This is a genomic window from Bacillus inaquosorum KCTC 13429 (assembly GCF_000332645.1).
GTDB lineage: Bacteria > Bacillota > Bacilli > Bacillales > Bacillaceae > Bacillus > Bacillus inaquosorum.
In genome coordinates this window covers 308,337-325,936 of sequence record NZ_AMXN01000003.1, presented here as the reverse complement: position 1 = coordinate 325,936, position 17,600 = coordinate 308,337, and the positions used below count along the sequence as shown (strand labels likewise).

At 42.4% G+C, this 17,600-nt stretch carries 18 protein-coding genes; all 18 read left to right on the top strand.

The features are described from left to right. Window positions 1-26: 26 nt before the first annotated feature. The 18 genes from flhA (at window position 27) to rseP (ending at window position 17,597) form a co-directional block, all read left to right on the top strand. Complete coding sequence (gene flhA / locus BSI_RS11680; protein WP_003238521.1) at window positions 27-2,060, top strand: flagellar biosynthesis protein FlhA; 2,034 nt, start codon at window positions 27-29, stop codon at window positions 2,058-2,060. Beyond that, entirely contained in the window at window positions 2,060-3,160 is a 1,101-nt protein-coding gene (gene flhF / locus BSI_RS11685; protein ID WP_003238520.1) for a flagellar biosynthesis GTPase FlhF, read from the top strand. The genes flhA and flhF overlap by 1 nt, the downstream gene beginning before the upstream one ends. Next, complete coding sequence (gene flhG, locus BSI_RS11690) at window positions 3,151-4,047, top strand: flagellum location/number ATPase FlhG (protein ID WP_080030824.1); 897 nt, start codon at window positions 3,151-3,153, stop codon at window positions 4,045-4,047. Before flhF ends, flhG begins: the two co-directional genes overlap by 10 nt. 1 nt (window position 4,048) lies before the next feature. Continuing rightward, complete coding sequence (gene cheB, locus BSI_RS11695) at window positions 4,049-5,119, top strand: protein-glutamate O-methylesterase CheB (protein WP_003238518.1); 1,071 nt, start codon at window positions 4,049-4,051, stop codon at window positions 5,117-5,119. Window positions 5,120-5,124: 5 nt separating this feature from the next. Then, window positions 5,125-7,134 carry a chemotaxis protein CheA gene (gene cheA / locus BSI_RS11700; protein WP_032732053.1) on the top strand — a complete coding sequence of 670 codons (2,010 nt, stop codon included), beginning with the start codon at window positions 5,125-5,127 and terminating at the stop codon, window positions 7,132-7,134. Between the two features lie 21 nt (window positions 7,135-7,155). Further along, window positions 7,156-7,626 carry a chemotaxis protein CheW gene (cheW, locus tag BSI_RS11705; RefSeq protein WP_003238516.1) on the top strand — a complete coding sequence of 157 codons (471 nt, stop codon included), beginning with the start codon at window positions 7,156-7,158 and terminating at the stop codon, window positions 7,624-7,626. 18 nt (window positions 7,627-7,644) lie between these two features. Continuing rightward, window positions 7,645-8,274, top strand: a complete 630-nt coding sequence (gene cheC / locus BSI_RS11710; protein ID WP_003220907.1) for a CheY-P phosphatase CheC — start codon at window positions 7,645-7,647, stop codon at window positions 8,272-8,274. After that, entirely contained in the window at window positions 8,271-8,771 is a 501-nt protein-coding gene (gene cheD / locus BSI_RS11715; RefSeq protein WP_003238513.1) for a chemoreceptor glutamine deamidase CheD, read from the top strand. The genes cheC and cheD overlap by 4 nt, the downstream gene beginning before the upstream one ends. Window positions 8,772-8,793: 22 nt before the next feature. Beyond that, on the top strand, window positions 8,794-9,558 hold the full coding sequence (gene sigD / locus BSI_RS11720; protein ID WP_003220911.1) for an RNA polymerase sigma-28 factor SigD: 765 nt from the start codon (window positions 8,794-8,796) through the stop codon (window positions 9,556-9,558). A 28-nt stretch (window positions 9,559-9,586) separates the two neighbouring features. Further along, window positions 9,587-10,090: a hypothetical protein gene (locus BSI_RS11725; protein WP_003238512.1), complete on the top strand. Its 504-nt coding sequence runs from the start codon at window positions 9,587-9,589 to the stop codon at window positions 10,088-10,090. Between the two features lie 143 nt (window positions 10,091-10,233). Then, the gene (gene rpsB, locus BSI_RS11730; RefSeq protein ID WP_003220918.1) at window positions 10,234-10,974 is read left to right on the top strand and encodes a 30S ribosomal protein S2; all 741 of its coding nucleotides are present in this window, start codon (window positions 10,234-10,236) and stop codon (window positions 10,972-10,974) included. 100 nt (window positions 10,975-11,074) lie between these two features. Beyond that, entirely contained in the window at window positions 11,075-11,956 is an 882-nt protein-coding gene (tsf, locus tag BSI_RS11735) for a translation elongation factor Ts (RefSeq protein WP_003238511.1), read from the top strand. A gap of 145 nt (window positions 11,957-12,101) precedes the next feature. Next, window positions 12,102-12,824, top strand: coding sequence for a UMP kinase (pyrH, locus tag BSI_RS11740; protein ID WP_003238510.1), 723 nt, complete (start codon window positions 12,102-12,104; stop codon window positions 12,822-12,824). 1 nt (window position 12,825) lies between these two features. Then, complete coding sequence (frr, locus tag BSI_RS11745; protein WP_003238508.1) at window positions 12,826-13,383, top strand: ribosome recycling factor; 558 nt, start codon at window positions 12,826-12,828, stop codon at window positions 13,381-13,383. Between the two features lie 130 nt (window positions 13,384-13,513). Then, window positions 13,514-14,296, top strand: a complete 783-nt coding sequence (gene uppS / locus BSI_RS11750) for an undecaprenyl pyrophosphate synthase (protein ID WP_003238507.1) — start codon at window positions 13,514-13,516, stop codon at window positions 14,294-14,296. A gap of 3 nt (window positions 14,297-14,299) precedes the next feature. Continuing rightward, a complete protein-coding gene (gene cdsA / locus BSI_RS11755; protein ID WP_080010796.1) occupies window positions 14,300-15,109 on the top strand; it encodes a phosphatidate cytidylyltransferase in 810 nt (269 codons plus the stop codon). Window positions 15,110-15,170: 61 nt separating this feature from the next. Further along, the gene (gene dxr / locus BSI_RS11760; protein WP_003238505.1) at window positions 15,171-16,322 is read left to right on the top strand and encodes a 1-deoxy-D-xylulose-5-phosphate reductoisomerase; all 1,152 of its coding nucleotides are present in this window, start codon (window positions 15,171-15,173) and stop codon (window positions 16,320-16,322) included. Window positions 16,323-16,328: 6 nt separating this feature from the next. Then, a complete protein-coding gene (gene rseP / locus BSI_RS11765) occupies window positions 16,329-17,597 on the top strand; it encodes an RIP metalloprotease RseP (RefSeq protein WP_080030823.1) in 1,269 nt (422 codons plus the stop codon). The last annotated feature ends 3 nt before the right edge of the window (window positions 17,598-17,600 follow it).

Genomic DNA, 17,600 nt, shown 5'->3' with positions numbered 1-17,600 from the left:
CGATTTAAAAGGAGAGAAAAAACAGCATGTCAACAAGAGATTTATCCGTTTTAATAAGTGTGGTCCTCATTGTGGCGATGCTGGTGATTCCATTTCCTCCATGGCTGTTAAGTATTTTGATCATTATAAATATTTCTCTTGCGTTGATCGTGCTTCTCACCACAATGAATATGCAGGAAGCGCTTCAGTTTTCGATTTTTCCGTCACTGTTGCTACTTTTAACCCTATTTCGTTTGGGCTTGAACGTCTCAACTACCCGTTCAATTCTTTCACATGGTGAAGGAGGAAAAGTCGTCGAGACTTTCGGAAATTTCGTTGTCGGCGGAAATGTATTAGTTGGACTTGTTGTATTTATCATCCTGATTATTATTCAGTTTATCGTCATTACGAAAGGTGCTGAACGTGTTTCTGAGGTTGCAGCAAGGTTTACGCTGGACGCAATGCCCGGGAAGCAGATGAGTATTGATGCTGATTTAAACGCAGGGATGATTACCGAACAGGAAGCGAAGCACCGCCGCGAAAAAGTGGCAAGAGAAGCAGACTTTTATGGAGCAATGGACGGTGCCAGTAAATTTGTAAAAGGCGACGCGATTGCCGGAATCATCATTGTGATGATCAATATTATTTTCGGTATCATTATCGGAATGCTTCAGCAGGGCATGTCTATTCAAGAGGCCGCTTCACACTTTACGATGCTGACTGTAGGGGATGGAATTGTTTCGCAAATTCCGGCGCTGTTAATTTCTACAGCTACGGGTATTGTCGTGACAAGAGCTGCCTCTGAAGGAAACTTAGGGCATGACATTACAGGTCAGCTGTTTGCTTATCCAAAGCTTTTATACGTCGCAGCAGCTACGATTCTGCTTCTTGGTATTTTCACTCCGATTGGCATTTTTCTGACGGGGCCGCTTGCGGGGCTGCTTGCTTTCGGTGCTTATACGCTATCTAAATCAGGTAAGGAAAAAGAAGAAGTGGATGAGATTCTTGAGGAAGAGGCTGAGGTTGACGAGCTTAAAAGCCCTGAGAGCGTTGTTCAGCTTCTGCACATAGATCCGATAGAATTTGAGTTTGGTTATGGTCTGATACCGCTTGCTGATGCCAATCAAGGCGGTGATTTATTAGACCGGATTGTTATGATTCGCCGCCAGTTGGCTCTGGAACTAGGGCTTGTCATTCCTGTCGTGCGCATCAGAGATAATATAGCACTGCAGCCTAATGAATACCGATTGAAAATTAAAGGAAACGAAGTAGCAAAAGGCGAGCTGCTCCTTGATCATTATTTAGCGATGTCGCCTACGCCTGAAGACGATCTCATAGAAGGGATTGAAACAGTGGAGCCGTCATTCGGACTGCCGGCCAAATGGATTGGCGAATCGGTAAAGGATGAGGCTGACATGCTTGGTTATACAGTTGTCGATCCTGCTTCAGTCGTTTCAACCCATATTACGGAGAAAATTAAGCAGTATGCCCACGAATTGATCGGAAGACAGGAGACGAAACAGCTCATCGATCACTTGAAAGAAACGTATCCAGTCCTTGTGGAAGAGGTTACGCCGAATCCGTTGTCTGTTGGTGATATTCAGAAGGTGCTGGCTAAGCTTTTAAAAGAAAAAGTTTCAATCCGAAACTTAGTAACGATTTTCGAAACGCTTGCTGACTATGGAAAATTAACAACAGATTCTGATCTTTTGACAGAGTATACAAGACAGGCACTGGCAAAACAAATTACAGCCCAGTTTGCTAAAGAAAATGAAGTGTTGAAGGTTGTTACTTGTTCGGGCCGTGTAGAAAAGGCAATAGCAGACGGTGTACAGCAAACGGAACACGGGAATTATTTGTCGCTTGAACCAGATATTTCAGAAAGTATTGTGCGCTCTGTCGCTAAAGAAGCCGAACAGCTCTCATTGCGTCAGGAAACTGCGATTCTTCTTTGCTCGCCGCCTGTCAGAATGTATGTGAAACAGCTTCTGGAACGATACTTCCCTGATCTTCCGGTACTCTCTTATAACGAACTTGAGGCGAATGTTGAGGTACAAAGCATTGGAGTGGTGGATATTTAATGAAAATCAAAAAATTTACTGCTGCTTCAATGCAAGAAGCGGCACTTCTCATCAGAAAAGAGTTGGGTAATGAAGCGGTCATCTTAAATTCGAAAAAAATTAAAAAGCGAAAATGGTTTGGACTCGTCAACAAGCCTGCTGTTGAAGTAATTGCCGTATTGGATCAAGACTTTCTTGAGAAAAAATCGCCTCAGAAGGCAGCTGAGCCGAAACAAACATTAAAAACTCCGGTCAGCAGTCCGAAAATAGAGGAGAGGACATACCCCCCTCAATTTCCGGCGCAACATGAACCCGGTGATTTTTCAGCTTATCAATCTGTACTTCCTGAGCCGCTGCGAAAAGCAGAAAAGCTTTTGCAAGAAACGGGGATTAAAGAGGCAACGAAGATGAGCGCTCTGAAAAAATTGCTGCGCTGCTCTGTGGAAGCGGGCGGTCTTACGGAAGAAAACGTGGTCAGTAAACTTCAGGATATCCTATGTGATACGCTGCCTTCAGCAGACAAGTGGCAGGAGCCTATTCATTCAAAGTATATCGTGCTGTTTGGTTCAACAGGGGCTGGTAAAACAACAACGCTTGCTAAGCTCGCAGCCATATCTATGCTTGAAAAACAGAAAAAAATTGCTTTTATTACAACAGATACGTATCGTATTGCAGCTGTTGAACAGTTGAAAACATACGCCGAACTGCTGCAGGCTCCTCTGGAAGTTTGCTATACAAAAGAAGAATTTCAGCAGGCGAAAGAGTTATTTTCTGAGTATGATCATGTGTTTATTGATACAGCCGGAAGAAACTTTAAGGAGCAGCAATACATTGATGAATTGAAAGAGACGATTCCTTTTGAGAGCAGCATTCAGTCATTTCTCGTTTTATCCGCGACTGCAAAATATGAAGATATGAAGCATATTGTCAAACGGTTTTCATCTGTCCCTGTCAATCAGTTCATTTTTACAAAAATAGATGAGACTTCTTCTTTAGGTTCTGTATTTAATATACTGGCAGAATCAAAAATAGGTGCCGGGTTTATAACAAACGGCCAGAATGTGCCGGAGGATATACAGACTGTATCACCTCTTGATTTTGTAAGGATGCTGTGCAGATGAACAGATATGACCAAGCAGCAACTTTACGGGCGAAAATGGAAAAGCGTCAGCGTGTTCTGCCAATGGTTTATTCTCAAAAAGCGAAGACACTTGCTGTCATCAGCGGCAAGGGCGGTGTCGGAAAATCCAATATTACCTTAAACATGGCTCTTGCGCTGCAGGATAAAGGTAAGAAGGTACTGCTCATCGATCTTGATATCGGGATGGGGAACATTGATATATTAATGGGAAATTTATCGTCTTCCACGATTATCGATGTATTAACCGATCGCAAGCCTTTGATGCAGTTATTATCTGTTGGGCCAAAGGGTTTGCGGTACATATCAGGGGGAACCGGTCTTGATGTGATATTTCAGCTGGATCAGAGAAAATGGGCGTTTTTTGCCAATGAACTATCTCATGCGTTAAGCCAGTTCGATTATGTACTGTTTGACATGGGAGCGGGCTTATCAAAAGATCAGCTGCCTTTTATTTTATCGGCAGAAGATATTTTGATCATAACAACTCCCGAACCTACGGCCATCATGGACGCATATAGCGCTGTCAAGCACTTGGTTTTGACGGAAAATAAGCTATCAATGAGGGTCGCTGTCAATCGGTGCCGTGATCAAAAAGAAGGGCTGGACGCTTTTACCCGCCTTTCCCGCACGATTCATATGTTTTTGGATGTTCAGGTTCAGTTTGCTGGTTCCGTTTCTGACGATCCGATCGTAAGCAAAGCAGTTGTCGAACAGGTTCCTTTTTTCATAAAAAGTCCTCAGGCAAAAGCCAGCCGGTCAGTCCGTCTTTTAGCGGACGCCTTGTTTGAAAGAGAAGAAACAAGACACAAAGTAGAAAAACAGACATTTATTGAGAAGTTATCTTCTTTTTTAATGAGGAGGGCTTAATTTGATTCGTGTGCTTGTAGTTGATGATTCAGCTTTCATGAGAAAAATGATAAGTGATTTTCTAACCGAGGAAAAGCAGATAGAAGTAATCGGAACTGCGAGAAACGGAGAAGAAGCGCTTAAGAAAATTAAATTACTAAAGCCGGATGTTGTTACTCTTGATGTTGAAATGCCGGTCATGAATGGGACAGACACACTGCGCAAAATCATTGAGATTTATAACTTGCCGGTCATCATGGTGTCAAGCCAGACCGAGAAAGGAAAAGAGTGCACAATTAATTGTTTAGAGATCGGTGCCTTTGACTTTATCACAAAGCCATCAGGCTCAATATCTCTGGATTTGTACAAAATTAAAGAACAATTAGTTGAGCGTGTCGTCGCGGCTGGACTTTCCGGCAAGCGGAAACATCCTGCTTCACAGGCAGTTCGGCCTGACCCTATAGTACGTGCTGTAAAGCCTGAATTAAGCAAACCGAAACCCGGCACAGGCAGACAAATTGTATGCATCGGCACATCAACAGGCGGGCCAAGGGCTTTACAAAAGGTGATACCGAAGCTCCCTAAGGATTTGAACGCACCAGTGGTTGTTGTTCAGCACATGCCTGAAGGCTTTACTGCTTCTTTGGCTGAGCGGCTGAATCATTTATCCGACATTCAAGTAAAAGAAGCAAAAGATGGCGAAACAGCTCTTAACGGCTGTGTTTACATAGCACCGGGCGGAAAAAACATATCCGTTATCAAAAATAGCGGAGGACTCCAGATCGTTCTTGATAATCTCGATACGCCAAGCCGTCATAAGCCATCAGCCGATTATTTATTCCGTTCTGTCGGTAAACTGGCAGACTATGAAAAAGTAGCGGTCATCATGACCGGAATGGGCAGTGACGGCACTGCCGGCCTAAAGGACATGCTTACGGCCGGCAATGTGAAAGCCATTGCGGAGTCTGAAGAATCTTGTGTCGTATATGGGATGCCGAAAGCTGCTGTTAAAGCGGGCCTCATTCATGAGATTAAACATGTGGAAGATATCGCAGCATCCATCACAAGCTGTGTGAAAAAAGAGAGGGTGTGATTCAAATGGATATGAATCAGTATTTAGATGTCTTTATTGATGAGAGTAAAGAACATTTACAAACATGTAATGAAAAGCTTCTCCTTTTAGAGAAAGACCCGACTGACCTTCAGCTCGTTCATGATATTTTCAGGGCTGCCCATACATTAAAAGGAATGAGCGCAACGATGGGCTATACGGATTTAGCACATCTAACCCACCTGCTTGAAAACGTGCTGGATGCAATCCGAAACGGAGATATGGCAGTTACCTCAGACTGGCTGGATATCTTGTTTGAAGCTCTGGATCACCTGGAAGCTATGGTTCAGTCCATTATTGACGGCGGGGATGGTAAAAGAGATATCTCAGAAGTGAGCGCAAAGCTTGATGTAAATGGTGCGCACGCTGAAACGGCTGCCTCTGGGGAACCTGCAGTAGCAGAAAATTTAGCATCTGATTGGGGATATGACGAATTTGAACGGACTGTCATACAAGAAGCGGAGGAGCAAGGCTTCAAACGATATGAAATCAAGATTTCTCTGAACGAAAACTGTATGTTAAAAGCAGTTCGTGTATATATGGTGTTTGAAAAGCTTAATGAAGTCGGAGAAGTAGCGAAAACAATCCCAAGTGCGGAAGTGCTTGAAACCGAAGATTTCGGCACTGACTTTCAAGTTTGCTTCTTAACACATCAATCAGCGGAAGAGATTGAACAATTGATCAATGGCGTTTCAGAAATTGAGCATGTTGAAGTCATTCAAGGGGCTCCTTTAACATCAGCAGAAAAGCCGGAAGAATCTAAGCCGGCAGATTCACCAGCAGCTGTACCTGTGAAGCAGGAGAAACAAAAACAGCCTGCTAAAAACGATGAACAGGCGAAGCACGGCGGATCTAAAACAATTCGTGTCAACATTGACAGACTTGATTCTTTAATGAACTTATTTGAAGAGCTTGTCATTGACCGCGGGCGTCTCGAGCAGATTGCAAAAGAGCTTGAGCACAATGAATTGACTGAAACGGTTGAACGAATGACGAGAATTTCCGGAGATTTGCAATCGATTATTCTTAATATGAGAATGGTTCCGGTTGAAACCGTTTTTAACCGGTTCCCGAGAATGATTCGCCAGCTTCAAAAAGAGCTGAATAAAAAAATCGAACTCTCGATCATCGGTGCGGAAACTGAACTGGATCGAACAGTAATTGATGAAATCGGAGATCCTCTCGTTCACTTGATCAGAAACAGTATTGACCATGGTATCGAGTCGCCGGAAATACGTTTGCAAAAGGGAAAACCAGAATCAGGAAAAGTTGTGCTTAAAGCCTATCACAGCGGCAACCATGTCTTTATTGAAGTAGAGGATGACGGTGCAGGCCTTAATCGCAAAAAAATTCTTGAAAAAGCGCTTGAGCGCGGGGTCATTACGGAAAAAGAAGCTGAAACCTTAGAAGACAATGAAATTTACGAATTGATTTTTGCTCCAGGGTTCTCAACTGCTGATCAAATTTCTGATATTTCCGGACGCGGTGTCGGACTTGATGTTGTGAAAAATAAACTGGAGTCTCTTGGCGGTTCAGTCAGTGTGAAATCTGTAGAAGGTCAAGGCTCTTTGTTCAGCATCCAGCTTCCGCTTACATTGTCCATTATTTCAGTACTGCTGATTAAATTGGAAGAAGAGACATTTGCCATTCCGATTTCTTCAATCATTGAAACAGCAGTTATTGATAGAAAAGACATTTTGCAAACGCATGACCGTGAAGTGATTGACTTTAGAGGACACATTGTCCCTGTCGTTTATTTAAAAGAAGAGTTTAAAATAGAAGATTCAAGACAAGATGCGGAACAGCTCCATATCATTGTCGTGAAAAAAGGCGACAAACCTACTGCATTTGTGGTGGACTCCTTTATTGGCCAGCAGGAAGTTGTGCTGAAATCACTCGGAGATTATTTAACAAACGTCTTTGCAATTTCCGGAGCTACTATTTTAGGAGACGGAGAAGTAGCGCTTATTATTGATTGTAATGCACTGATTATTTAACCATTCGAGGAGGTGTCTCACATGACTGCAGAAATTAAAACAGGCGAAAAAATGATTGTCTTTGTGGTAAATGGCAAAGAATATGCTATTTCTGTCACTCAGGTGAAATCAATTGAAAAATGGCAAAAACCAACGAGAGTGCCTGGCGTCGAACCATATATTTGCGGGGTAATCAATTTGCGCGGAGTGGTGACTCCGGTTATTGATTTAAGAAAGCGCCTGAATTTGCCAGAGTATGAAATTACGGATGAAACACGAATTATCATTATTGCTTATCGCGATACTGAAGTCGGCTGGATTGTGGATGAAGCCAATGATGTGATCACCGTACACGAAAGTGAAATAGAATCCGCTCCAGAAAGCATCCAGAAAGATACGGATGTGTCGATCAAACAGATTGTGAAGCAAGAGAACAGGCTATTAAATATTATTGATGCGAACGCGGTTTTGGATAAAGAATCATCTCAGTCCGCTGTGCCCGATCAAGCTTAATCTTAAAGGGGTTATGACATGAGTATTTTTAATGGAATCAAAGAAGAGCAGATGGACATTTTGCGGGAAGTCGGCAATATTGGCGCCGGCCACTCCGCCTCTGCAATGGCCCAGCTGTTAAATAGAAAGATAGATATGGAAGTCCCGTTTGCAAAGCTGCTGTCTTTCGATGAGCTTGTCGATTTTTTCGGCGGCGCTGATATCCCGGTTGCCAGCATCTTTTTAAGAATGGAAGGCGATTTAACGGGTTCGATGTTCTTTATAATGCCTTTTTATCAGGCGGAGCAGTTTATCAGAGAGCTGATTGGAAACCCCGATTTTGATATAGAGGACTTAGGCGAAGATCATATGAGTTCATCCGCTTTGCATGAACTGGGCAATATTTTAGCAGGATCATATTTAACGGCCTTGGCGGATTTGACGAAACTACAGCTTTATCCTAGTGTTCCTGAAGTTTCATTGGATATGTTCGGCGCTGTGATCAGCGAAGGGCTGATGGAGCTCAGTCAGGTTGGAGAACACGCTATTGTTGTCGACACGTCGATTTTTGACCAAAGCCATCAGCAGGAGCTGAAAGCGCATATGTTTATGCTGCCGGACTATGATTCATTTGAAAAGCTCTTTGTCGCCTTGGGTGCATCATTATGAGTACAACTGATGCTGTTGTTGTAAAGGTAGGAATTGCTGACGTGAAGATCGCCCGCTTCCCGGACACCATCCGGACCTCTGGTTTGGGATCGTGTGTGGGGCTGGTGCTTTATGATAAAGAAAAGCAAACGGCGGGCCTTGTCCATGTTATGCTGCCGGATTCAACGTTATCTAAAACTGCCGAACTCAATCGGGCTAAATATGCTGACACCGCCGTAAAGACCACGATTGATATGCTGGTAGAAGCGGGTTGCCGGAAATTTGCATTAAAAGCAAAGCTTGCGGGCGGGTCAGAGATGTTTAAGTTTAAATCGACAAATGATTTGATGAAGATCGGACCGAGAAATGTATTAGCGATAAAGGAACAGCTGTCTTTATATAATATTCCTATTATGAGTGAAGATACGGGCGGCTCAAGCGGCCGGACGATAGAATTTGAACCGAAGTCCTGCATGCTGCATATTCGAACTGTTAAACAAGGTGAAAAAACGATTTAATTAAGGTATTAGGGGGATAACAATGCAATCCTTGAATTATGAAGATCAGGTGCTTTGGACGCGCTGGAAAGAGTGGAAAGATCCTAAAGCCGGTGACGATTTAATGCGCCGTTACATGCCGCTTGTCACATATCATGTAGGCAGAATTTCTGTCGGACTGCCTAAATCAGTGCATAAAGACGATCTTATGAGCCTTGGTATGCTTGGTTTATATGATGCCCTTGAAAAATTTGACCCCAGCCGGGACTTAAAATTTGATACCTACGCCTCGTTTAGAATTCGCGGCGCAATCATAGACGGGCTTCGTAAAGAAGATTGGCTGCCCAGAACCTCACGTGAAAAAACAAAGAAGGTTGAAGCAGCAATTGAAAAGCTTGAACAGCGCTATCTTCGGAACGTATCGCCCGCAGAAATTGCAGAGGAACTCGGAATGACGGTACAGGATGTAGTGTCAACAATGAATGAAGGTTTTTTTGCAAATCTGCTGTCAATTGATGAAAAGCTCCATGATCAAGATGACGGTGAAAACATTCAGGTCATGATCAGAGATGACAAAAATGTGCCGCCTGAAGAAAAGATTATGAAGGATGAACTGATTGCACAGCTTGCTGAAAAAATTCACGAACTCTCTGAAAAAGAACAGCTGGTGGTCAGTTTGTTCTACAAAGAGGAGTTGACATTGACAGAAATCGGACAAGTATTAAATCTATCTACGTCCCGCATATCACAGATCCATTCAAAGGCACTATTTAAATTAAAGAATCTGCTGGAAAAAGTGATTCAATAATGAATTTCATGGTTAGCGAGTGAAAAACATGTCAACACTATTATGGCTTTTAAGCTTTACGCTCCACGGCGCTCTTTTGTACGCTGTCATTATTCTGTATACGAGGCTCGCGGCTGTGAAAGAAACAGAAAAACAGCAAAAGAAGATACTTGAAGAGACGGAAAACACCTTGGCGGCATTTCTTCTTGAATTAAAAGAAGAAAATGAGAAACTGATAGAAAATACCGGTCCACCTTCAAGTCAAACTGAGGAAGAAACCAAAAAGCCAGACCTTCAGCACTCTGAAAAATATTCAGAGCGGGATGCAGTTCAAGAAGAAGAGAATCTTCCTGAACATATTGAAGGTCTGATTACTGCGGTTGAGCTTCAGGAAGAGAGCGTAAACAGCGATGTCCAATCATTTGAAGACCAGGTCATAGAATTATATGAGCAGGGGTATTCGGCCAGTCAAATTGCCCAGAAACTGAAGAGTGGGAAGACAGAAATCGAGCTATTTTTAAAATTTCGCTCCAAAGGTGTAAAGGATTCTTGATTGTCGGATAAAGCTGTGTTATATTATGTCTTGGTGTTAAATACACACGCTTAACGATTTATGCAGAGGGTGCTGCAGGCGGCAGTTCTGCACAAAAATGACCTAAGCGGAGGAAAAAAACCATTATATTAGGAGGAAATAACATGTCAGTCATTTCTATGAAGCAATTGCTTGAAGCTGGTGTTCACTTCGGTCACCAAACACGCCGTTGGAACCCAAAAATGAAGCGTTACATTTTCACGGAGCGTAACGGAATCTACATCATTGACCTTCAAAAAACAGTCAAAAAAGTAGAGGAAGCTTACAACTTCACTAAAAATCTTGCTGCTGAAGGCGGAAAAATCCTTTTCGTCGGAACAAAAAAACAAGCTCAAGATTCTGTTAAAGAAGAAGCTCAGCGCTCTGGCATGTACTATGTCAACCAACGCTGGTTGGGCGGTACATTAACAAACTTTGAAACAATCCAAAAACGTATTAAACGTCTTAAAGACATTGAAAAAATGCAAGAAAACGGTACGTTTGATGTACTTCCTAAAAAAGAAGTCGTTCAATTGAAAAAAGAATTAGAGCGTCTTGAAAAATTCCTAGGCGGAATTAAAGATATGAAGGATCTTCCTGATGCATTATTCATCATCGATCCTCGCAAAGAGCGCATCGCTGTTGCGGAAGCTCGCAAATTAAACATCCCTATCATCGGTATCGTAGATACTAACTGTGATCCAGATGAAATCGATGTTGTAATCCCAGCGAACGATGACGCTATCCGCGCTGTTAAACTTCTAACTTCTAAAATGGCAGATGCAATCTTAGAAGCGAAGCAAGGCGAAGAAGAAGCGGAAGTTGCTGAAGAAACTGCACCAGAAACAGAAACAACAACTGCGTAACCTATTCAAAAGGTGATAAGAGGGACTGCCTTTTATCACCTTTTTTCAAGAAAAATGTGTAAGATACATACTCTTGTTTAACATATAAGGAGGAATACAAATGGCAATTACTGCACAGCAAGTAAAAGAACTGCGTGAAAAAACTGGCGCGGGCATGATGGATTGTAAAAAAGCGTTAACTGAAACTGACGGAGATATGGACAAAGCAATTGACCTTTTAAGAGAAAAAGGGATTGCGAAAGCAGCGAAAAAAGCTGACCGTATCGCAGCAGAAGGGTCTACTCTTATTAAAACTGACGGCAACAAAGGTGTTATCTTAGAAGTAAACTCTGAAACTGACTTCGTTGCGAAAAACGAAGGCTTCAAAGAGCTTCTTAACACTTTAGCTGATCACCTTCTTGCAAATACTCCAGCAGATGTTGAAGAAGCAATGGGTCAAAAAATGGAAAACGGCTCTACTGTTGAAGAGTACATCACAAGCGCAGTTGCTAAAATCGGTGAGAAAATCACTCTTCGCCGCTTTACAGTTCTTACAAAAGACGAAAACTCTGCATTCGGTGCTTACCTTCACATGGGCGGCCGCATCGGCGTATTAACTGTTCTGAACGGTACAACTGACGAAGAAACTGCGAAAGATATCGCAATGCACGTTGCCGCGGTTAACCCTCGTTACATTTCTCGTGATCAAGTATCTGAAGAAGAAGCAAACCATGAGCGTCAAATCTTAACTCAGCAAGCCCTTCAAGAAGGCAAACCTGAAAACATCGTAGCGAAAATGGTTGAAGGCCGTCTGAACAAATTCTTCGAAGAAATTTGTCTTTTAGACCAAGCGTTCGTTAAAAACCCAGATGAAAAAGTAAAACAAGTTGTTGCAGCGAAAAACGCAACTGTTCAAACTTATGTCCGCTATGAGGTTGGAGAAGGCATCGAAAAACGTCAAGAAAACTTTGCTGAAGAAGTAATGAACCAAGTGAAAAAATAATGGCGAAAAGATTTCGCGGCCAAATCGCGTCTTTTCAGGCAGTATAGGGGACACACTTTGTGTTCCCTATTTTTAAAACTATATTTACAAACTTTTTTTTCTCTTGCATAATAGAAAACGGCAATGTTTACACTTGGAGGTTATCATGGAAAAACCAAAATACAAACGAATCGTATTAAAGCTTAGCGGGGAAGCATTGGCAGGAGAACAGGGTAACGGAATTAACCCAACTGTCATTCAATCCATTGCAAAGCAAGTGAAAGAAATCGCTGAGCTTGATGTCGAAGTGGCTGTTGTAGTAGGCGGCGGCAACTTATGGCGCGGAAAAACAGGAAGTGACCTGGGCATGGACCGTGCAACTGCTGACTATATGGGAATGCTGGCGACAGTTATGAATTCGCTTGCTCTTCAAGACAGCTTGGAAACACTCGGAATCCAGTCCAGAGTGCAAACATCCATTGAAATGAGACAAGTTGCTGAACCGTACATAAGAAGAAAAGCGATACGCCACTTAGAGAAAAAACGTGTCGTTATTTTCGCTGCGGGCACAGGAAACCCATATTTCTCAACTGATACGACAGCTGCACTGCGGGCTGCTGAAATTGAAGCAGACGTTATTTTAATGGCGAAAAATAATGTTGACGGTGTGTATAATGCTGATCCTAGAAAAGATGAATCAGCTGTTAAGTATGAATCACTTTCTTATCTTGACGTTCTAAAAGACGGCCTGGAAGTCATGGATTCAACAGCATCATCTTTATGCATGGATAATGACATTCCGCTTATCGTCTTTTCTATTATGGAAGAAGGAAATATCAAACGTGCCGTTATCGGTGAATCAATCGGAACGATCGTGAGGGGGAAATAACGTGTCAAAAGAAGTATTAACTCAAACAAAAGAAAAAATGGAAAAAGCAATTGCTGCTTATCAGCGCGAATTGGCTACAGTACGTGCAGGCCGTGCAAATCCATCTTTATTAGATAAAGTAACGGTTGAATATTACGGAGCACAGACACCTTTAAATCAGCTGTCTTCTATTAACGTGCCTGAAGCTCGTATGCTCGTTGTAACGCCATATGATAAATCAGCAATCGGCGATATCGAAAAAGCGATTTTAAAAGCTGATTTAGGCCTTACGCCAACAAGTGACGGCAACATGATTCGAATTGCGATTCCGGCATTAACAGAAGAAAGACGCAAGGAATTAGTAAAAGTTGTGAAAAAATATGCTGAAGAAGCGAAAGTAGCTGTCCGTAACGTTCGCCGTGATGCTAACGATGATCTCAAAAAACTTGAGAAAAACGGAGACATTACTGAGGATGAACTGCGTGCTTCAACTGAAGACGTTCAAAAACTGACAGATGAATATGTGTCAAAAATTGACAGTGTCACAAAAGACAAAGAAAAAGAAATCATGGAAGTTTAATGAAAAACTATGTACAATAGATAATAGTGAAAAGACCCTCTCATGTTTACAGGGGGTTTTTTTGTTAATACTGTTGATTACATCGGTTATCAGCAGGGAATGCAACCTTTTTGGGTGACGGAGGAATCTCATGCTCAACATACTCAAAAATTGGAAGAACCAGCAAACTGCGGCTTCCAACTTAGAACGTTATACAAAAGAAGACATACTTAAGGGAGAAATTCCCGAACACATCGCCATTATCATGGATGGAAATGGCCGTTGGGCTAAAAAACGCTCTCTTCCCCGAATTGCAGGCCACCATGAAGGAATGAAGGTGGTAAAAAGGACAACGAAGCTTGCGAACGAACTAGGTGTCAAAGTATTGACATTGTATGCATTTTCAACAGAAAACTGGAAGAGGCCGAAAATGGAAGTCGATTTTTTAATGAAGCTTCCAGAAGAATTTTTAAATACGTATCTTCCAGAGCTTGTAGAGGAAAATGTACAGGTTCGGATCATAGGAGATGAAACGGCTTTGCCGGCGCACACATTACGTGCGATTGAAAAGGCTGTAGAGGATACGGCGCAAAACGACGGAATGATCCTTAATTTTGCTCTCAATTATGGAGGCCGTACTGAAATTGTCACTGCTGCAAAAGCACTCGCGGAAAAAGTGAAGGAAGGCTCTTTGGATATTGAAGACATTGATGAATCGCTTTTTTCTAATTATTTAATGACTGAATCTTTGCAGGATCCTGAACTTTTAATTCGAACGAGCGGCGAGATTAGACTGAGCAATTTTATGCTATGGCAGGTTGCCTACAGTGAATTTGTCTTTACTGACGTCTTGTGGCCTGACTTTAAAGAAGATCACTTCTTACAGGCGTTAGCAGAATATCAGCAGAGGGGCCGGAGGTTTGGCGGAATTTAGAGGATGGTGGACATGAAACAAAGAATTTTGACAGGTGTTCTGGCAGCAATTGTATTTTTATTTTTGGTTATTGTCGGGAAATTGCCGTTCACCATATTAATTTATGCTATGGGCAGTGTGGCGCTTTTTGAGCTTTTACGGATGAAAAAGCTGAAGCTGGTTTCACTGCCGGGTTTGATCAGTCTTTTATTATTGTGGATGTTCTTATTGCCAAGCCAGTATTCGTTTTTTGAAGCGAATGGTATTTCAAAAATGGAAATCGCTTTGTTTGCGGTACTGCTTTTGCTGACTTACACAGTGTTGGTGAAAAACACCTTTACTTTTGATGAAGTCGGGTTTATTACGCTTGCAGCAATTTACATCGGAATGTGTTTTCATTATTTTATAGAAATCAGAAATCTTGACCAATACGGGTTAACATACATTTTTTACGCGTGTGTTGTGATTTGGTCCACTGATTCCGGTGCATATTTTGTCGGGAAAGCGCTTGGTAAGCGAAAACTGTGGCCTGAAATCAGTCCGAACAAAACAGTGGAAGGCTTTGCAGGCGGAATTGTCATCGCACTTGTACTGGCGACGATTTTTCAGCTTTTTGCACATCTTCCGATCCCGTATATCTATCTGCTTTTGATCACGCTGTTTTTGTCTGTTTTCGGACAACTTGGAGATTTAGTGGAATCCGCCTTGAAAAGACATTACGATGTAAAGGATTCTGGGAAGATTCTTCCCGGGCATGGCGGTATATTAGACCGTTTTGACAGTTTCTTGTTTGTCATGCCTTTCTTGTACTTTCTGCTTGCCCTTTTTTCATAAAAAAGTCTAATATGAATATGAGACTGATCATGCAGCAAAAAGAATAGGAGTAGTGGCAGCTTTGAAAAATATTTGTCTTTTAGGAGCAACAGGATCAATCGGCGAACAGACTCTTGACGTATTGCGTACGCATCAAGATCAATTTCAGCTGGTATCTATGTCGTTTGGCAGAAATATTGATAAGGCCGTACCAATGATTGAGGCCTTTCAGCCAAAGTTTGTCTCTGTCGGTGATCTGGATACATATCATAAATTAAAACAAATGTCTTTTTCTTTTGAGTGCCAAATCGGGCTGGGAGAAGAAGGACTGATAGAAGCAGCAGTGATGGAGGAGGTTGACATTGTTGTCAACGCCTTGCTCGGAAGCGTCGGTCTTATCCCGACGTTAAAGGCAATTGAACAGAAAAAAACAATTGCGCTTGCAAATAAGGAAACTCTTGTCACTGCAGGGCATATAGTAAAAGAACATGCTAAGAAATATGATGTTCCGCTGCTGCCTGTTGACAGTGAGCATTCGGCAATTTTTCAAGCCCTTCAAGGCGAACAGGCTAAAAACATTGAACGCCTCATCATTACGGCATCCGGCGGAAGCTTTCGGGACAAGACGCGGGAGGAGCTCGAATCAGTAACAGTTGAGGATGCATTAAAACACCCGAATTGGTCAATGGGTGCAAAAATTACGATTGATTCGGCTACAATGATGAATAAGGGATTAGAGGTGATCGAGGCACATTGGCTATTCGATATACCATATGAACAAATTGATGTAGTTTTACATAAGGAGAGCATCATCCATTCAATGGTTGAGTTTCATGACAAAAGTGTGATCGCACAGCTCGGAACTCCGGATATGAGAGTACCAATCCAATATGCGCTCACTTATCCTGACCGGTTGCCATTACCAGATGCGAAAAGGCTTGAATTATGGGAAATCGGCAGCCTCCATTTTGAGAAAGCTGATTTTGACAGGTTCCGATGCTTACAATTTGCTTTTGAATCAGGTAAAATAGGAGGAACAATGCCGACAGTGCTAAATGCGGCAAATGAAGTAGCTGTCGCTGCCTTTTTAGCCGGCAAGATACCGTTTTTGGCTATTGAAGACTGTATCGAAAAGGCACTATCCCGCCATCAGGTAATGAAAAAACCGAGCCTGGCGGACATTCAAGAAGTGGACAAAGATACCCGGGGATACGTCAATTCAATACTCACATAAGGTGGTATGTTCGTGAATACAGTTATAGCGTTTATCATTATTTTCGGAACGCTCGTTTTCTTCCATGAACTGGGCCATTTATTGCTAGCCCAAAGAGCGGGAATTCTCTGCCGTGAATTTGCGATCGGCTTCGGTCCAAAAATTTTTTCTTTCAAAAAAAATGAAACAGTTTATACGATCAGGCTGCTTCCGGTCGGCGGATTTGTCCGTATGGCAGGCGAAGACCCGGAAATGATTGAGGTGAAACCCGGTTACACGGTCGGGCTTCTCTTTAATAAAGATGATCAAGTTGAGAAAGTCATCATCAATCAAAAGGAAAAATACCCGGATGCTTTAGTCATTGAAGTGGAAACAGCGGATTTAGAGCATGACATGAAGATCACCGGCTATGAACAGGGGAAAGAGGATGAGCTTTCCAGCTTTACTGTCAGCGAAACATCCTTTTTCATTGTAGACGGAGAAGAGGTACAGATTGCGCCGTATAATCGCCAATTTGGTTCCAAACCTGTGTGGCAGCGGATTAAAGCGATTGCTGCAGGGCCGATTATGAACTTTATTTTAGCTTACGTCATTTTAGTAATGCTTGGACTTGTTCAAGGCGTGCCGTCAAATGAGCCTGTGCTCGGGCAGCTGACTGACAATGGAAGGGCGGCCGAGGCAGGGCTAAAAGAAGGGGATTACATTCAAAGCATTAACGGTGAGAAAATGAGGTCTTGGACTGACATTGTCTCCGCTGTAAAAGAAAACCCGGAAAAAGAAATGGACGTTGCAGTAAAAAGAGATAACAAAACGCTTCATATTTCAGTGACTCCGGAAGCTGTGAAAGATGAGAGCAAAAAGACAATCGGACGTTTCGGTTCCTATGCGCCGACTGAAAAAGGCGTTCTCTCAGCAGTTGCTTACGGCGCGACATCAACAGTTGATGTCACCAAAGCCATTTTAACCAACTTAAGCAAATTAGTAACAGGCCAATTTAAACTTGATATGTTGTCAGGTCCTGTCGGCATATATGATATGACAGACCAAGTGGCGAAAACGGGGTTAGTTAACTTATTCCAGTTTGCTGCGTTTTTAAGCATTAACCTTGGGATTGTCAACTTGCTTCCGATTCCGGCACTTGACGGAGGAAGGCTGTTATTTCTATTTATTGAAGCGATTCGGGGCAAACCGATTAACAGAGAAAAAGAAGCATTTGTTGTGTTTATCGGGGTAGCTTTCTTAATGCTTCTTATGCTGGTCGTCACATGGAACGATATCCAGCGGCTGTTCTTGTAAATG

What these genes read in the sequence shown, in the direction of transcription:
- sigD (WP_003220911.1), top strand. Translation starts at nt 8,794, where the DNA reads ATGCAATCCTTGAATTATGAAGATCAGGTGCTTTGGACGCGCTGGAAA.
- tsf (WP_003238511.1), top strand. Translation starts at nt 11,075, where the DNA reads ATGGCAATTACTGCACAGCAAGTAAAAGAACTGCGTGAAAAAACTGGC.
- cheD (WP_003238513.1), top strand. Translation starts at nt 8,271, where the DNA reads ATGAGTACAACTGATGCTGTTGTTGTAAAGGTAGGAATTGCTGACGTG.
- uppS (WP_003238507.1), top strand. Translation starts at nt 13,514, where the DNA reads ATGCTCAACATACTCAAAAATTGGAAGAACCAGCAAACTGCGGCTTCC.
- cheC (WP_003220907.1), top strand. Translation starts at nt 7,645, where the DNA reads ATGAGTATTTTTAATGGAATCAAAGAAGAGCAGATGGACATTTTGCGG.
- cheA (WP_032732053.1), top strand. Translation starts at nt 5,125, where the DNA reads ATGGATATGAATCAGTATTTAGATGTCTTTATTGATGAGAGTAAAGAA.
- BSI_RS11725 (WP_003238512.1), top strand. Translation starts at nt 9,587, where the DNA reads ATGTCAACACTATTATGGCTTTTAAGCTTTACGCTCCACGGCGCTCTT.
- cheW (WP_003238516.1), top strand. Translation starts at nt 7,156, where the DNA reads ATGACTGCAGAAATTAAAACAGGCGAAAAAATGATTGTCTTTGTGGTA.
- pyrH (WP_003238510.1), top strand. Translation starts at nt 12,102, where the DNA reads ATGGAAAAACCAAAATACAAACGAATCGTATTAAAGCTTAGCGGGGAA.
- flhF (WP_003238520.1), top strand. Translation starts at nt 2,060, where the DNA reads ATGAAAATCAAAAAATTTACTGCTGCTTCAATGCAAGAAGCGGCACTT.
- rpsB (WP_003220918.1), top strand. Translation starts at nt 10,234, where the DNA reads ATGTCAGTCATTTCTATGAAGCAATTGCTTGAAGCTGGTGTTCACTTC.
- cdsA (WP_080010796.1), top strand. Translation starts at nt 14,300, where the DNA reads ATGGTGGACATGAAACAAAGAATTTTGACAGGTGTTCTGGCAGCAATT.
- flhA (WP_003238521.1), top strand. Translation starts at nt 27, where the DNA reads ATGTCAACAAGAGATTTATCCGTTTTAATAAGTGTGGTCCTCATTGTG.
- rseP (WP_080030823.1), top strand. Translation starts at nt 16,329, where the DNA reads ATGTTCGTGAATACAGTTATAGCGTTTATCATTATTTTCGGAACGCTC.